3 protein-coding genes are annotated in these 3,203 nt (G+C 59.8%); 1 reads left to right on the forward strand and 2 read right to left on the reverse strand.

Annotated features, from left to right (window positions below):
• Window positions 1–569 (forward strand): ThiF family adenylyltransferase (locus RDM88_RS12395; RefSeq protein ID WP_308755134.1); only part of this gene is annotated, 569 nt, incomplete at its 5' end.
• Between the two features lie 59 nt (window positions 570–628).
• Here the strand turns inward: RDM88_RS12395 and mgrA are convergent.
• Complete coding sequence (gene mgrA, locus RDM88_RS12400) at window positions 629–1,621, reverse strand: L-glyceraldehyde 3-phosphate reductase (RefSeq protein WP_308755135.1); 993 nt, start codon at window positions 1,619–1,621, stop codon at window positions 629–631.
• Between the two features lie 331 nt (window positions 1,622–1,952).
• On the reverse strand, window positions 1,953–2,267 hold the full coding sequence (locus tag RDM88_RS12405; RefSeq protein ID WP_308755136.1) for a DUF1292 domain-containing protein: 315 nt from the start codon (window positions 2,265–2,267) through the stop codon (window positions 1,953–1,955).
• Window positions 2,268–3,203: the final 936 nt, after the last annotated feature.

The raw sequence follows: 3,203 nt of genomic DNA on the forward strand, positions 1-3,203 counted from the left end.
GGAGCCTGCTGCTCGTCGACCACGACACGGTGGACGAGACGAACCTCAACCGCCAGCTCGTGGCGACCCGTGACGCGGTCGGGATGTGCAAGGCGGACGCCGAGCTGCGCCGCCTCAGGTCGGTCAACCCGGCGGGGGACTTTACCGCCGCGTATGAGTTCTACCTGCCGGACAACAGCGATTTCCTCTTTGACTGGGAGCCCGATTTCGTGCTCGACTGCATCGACACGGTGACCGCCAAGCTGCACCTCGCGGAAGCCTGCGCCCGGCGCGGGGTCCCCCTCTACATGTGTCTGGGCACCGGCAACCGCGTCGACCCCGGCGCGCTGCGCGTCGGCGACATCGCGGACACGGCGGGCTGCGGCTGCGGGCTCGCGCGGGTGATGCGCCGGGAGCTGAAAAGGCGCGGCGTCTCCCGCCAGACGGTGCTCTATTCGGTCGAGGAGCCCGCCAAAGCCGTCTGTCCCGGGGAGCACGGAAGGCACGCGCCGGGAAGCATCGCGTTTGTGCCGCCCGCGGCCGGATTTCTGCTCGCCTCCCGGGCGGTCCGCGACCTGCTGGGGCTCTGATAGGGACAATCAAATAGGGGGCGCGGCCTAAGGCCGCGCCCCCTATTTGTTCCCACGGATCACCGCAGGGAGATCTCGTCGATCCGGTCCAATTCGTCCGCCGTAAAGGATGTGTTTTTCAGCGCGCCGATGTTGTCGATGATCTGGGAGGTCTTGGACGCGCCGATCAGCACGCTGGTCACGGCGCCGTCCCGCAGCAGCCAGCTCAGGGCCATCTCCGCGAGCGTCTGCCCGCGGGCGGCGGCCAGCTCGTTGAGCGCGGAAATCTGGCGCAGGCGGTCCTCCGTCAGGGCGGAATCGTTCAGAAAGCGCCCGTCCGTCCGCATGCGGCTGTCCTGCGGGATGCCGTGCAGGTAGCGGTCGGTCAGCATCCCCTGCGCCAGCGGGCTGAAGATGATGAGCCCCTTTCCAAGCCGCCGCGCGGTCTCCTTGAGGCCGTTCTGCTCGACCGTCCGGTCGAGGATGGAATAGCGGTTCTGGTTGATGACGAAGGGGCAGCGCAGCTCCCGCAGGATCGCCGACGCCTTTTCCAGCGTCGGGCCGTCGTAGTTGGAGAGGCCCGCGTAGAGCGCCTTCCCGCTCGACACGGCCTGCGCCAGCGCGCCCATCGTCTCCTCCAGCGGCGTATTGGGATCCATCCTGTGGTGGTAGAAGATGTCCACATACTCGAGCCCCATCCGCCGCAGGCTCTGGTCCAGGCTGGCGAGCAGGTATTTCCGGCTCCCCCAGTTTCCATAGGGGCCGTCCCACATATCGTAGCCGGCCTTGGTGCTGATGATCAGTTCGTCCCGGTAGGGGAGGAAATTCTCCCGGAGGATGCGGCCGAAGTTCTTTTCGGCGCTGCCGGGCGCGGGCCCGTAGTTGTTGGCGAGGTCGAAGTGGGTGATGCCGTTGTCGAACGCGGTGAAGCAGAGCCGCTCCATGTTCTCGTAGGACGCGGTGTCCCCGAAATTGTGCCACAGGCCCAGCGAGACGGCGGGCAGCAGAAGCCCGCTCTCGCCGCAGCGGCGGTAATCCATCGACTGGTAGCGTGCGGAAGATGCCTGATACATGATAACGCCTCCCGGTTTTTCGTCTTTCCAGGGCATGCCTTCCGGCATGCCCGCCGTCAAAATGCGCGCGGCCGCCGCGCAGGGAAAACGAGCCGCCGGCGTGGCCGGCGGCTCGTTTTTTACATGTAAAAACCCCGCCGTATCGATGTCCTGCCAGCTGTAAACCCCCGTCGTTAGACAAGAGTGGGTACGCCCGATCGCGTGTTTCCAGCTCCCTTCGTCCCATCGTGAGATGGGGAGGTCTGCACTCCGCACGCGGAAAGGAACTCCCAAAGTACAGTTGTTGGAGTATAAAGGGCAGAACTGTCGGGTACGGCAGGGAGTTACGGCTTTAGTTTTCCCCGTCCTCGCCTCCGGTAAACTCGAAACTGTCGGACAGGCGTTCCATGAAGATCGCCGCGACCTGATCGAACTCGGCCTCGTCCTCGATCGCCTCGAGGAACTCCTCCTCGCCCTCCATGACCGATTTGAGGATCACCAGCTCGCCGTCGTCCCCGCAGTCGCAGTCCTCTTCACCGCAGTCCGCGACCAGCGCCACATAGTGCTGCTCGCCGAGCTCGAGGGTGTCGACGATCTCGAATTCATGCTCGTGGCCCTCTTCGTCAACCAGCGTGATCAGATCGGCGCCGAACTCTTCGTTTGCCATAGAAACCGTTCTCCTTTTCCGGGGGTGGATTCCCCCTCAAAAATCGGGCGGAAGGCCCGGTTGTCATCCCTGTTTGATAACATGATAATCCATCGGGAAGCAAATGTCAAATGGTTTTCATTGTGTACAAGTTGTATATATTTTCTTTTGAATCTTGAAAAAATCATATTGACATTCCCCAACAAATTGCTTATAATAAAGACACAGAAGAGAGGAACATGATACCAATACCGATAGAAAGGCGGTGGTTCCGATGTACGATGAAGCACACAGTTTCTCATTTGCATTGAGGGACTGTTCGCCCAGGGTCCGGCTTTCCTAGGAGCAGTTTTCAGGACGGCTGCAATCACAGTTTCTGTCGATTTTCAAAGATGATCCGGAGTAAAATCTGTAAATCTGAAAACAACTCGAATTTGCTACTTGTGAGAGATCCCTTTAAGGAGTCCCGAAAGGAAGATGCTCAATCGTAAGAGGCGAGTTCATTCCGCGCAAGACAAATAATCTGTGATTCCAGGTCCCAATCGTAAAACGGGTTTACCGCACGCATCCTATCAAAGCAACCGCACCAGGCAAAATCCCACCGGCGCCGCGTGAAGGGTCCCCGAAACGCCGGCAATGCGAATGATTCGACCTACAATCAAATAACGTTCAGTCCAGGGAACCCAGGCATTGTTGCAGGCATCCTTTACGGTTGAGCAGCAAAGGGTCATATTCCAGAACTGAGCATGGATTCTACGTCATCGAACTGCATAAGGGCAATCAAAACCGGATCGTAAAGAAGGTCCAAAAGCTGTGATCGTAACCGCAGCAAATGTTTTCGAGTGTTACTTGCATATAGATGTACGAGGTTCCAACAGGAGCGGCAGGCCTCGTCCCGCCGCGGCCGAAAGAGGCTGCGGCCGGGGATCGCGGCAGGCCAATGTCAAAAAAATCAAG

Source organism: uncultured Anaerotruncus sp. (assembly GCF_902490045.1).
Lineage (GTDB): Bacteria > Bacillota > Clostridia > Oscillospirales > Ruminococcaceae > Anaerotruncus.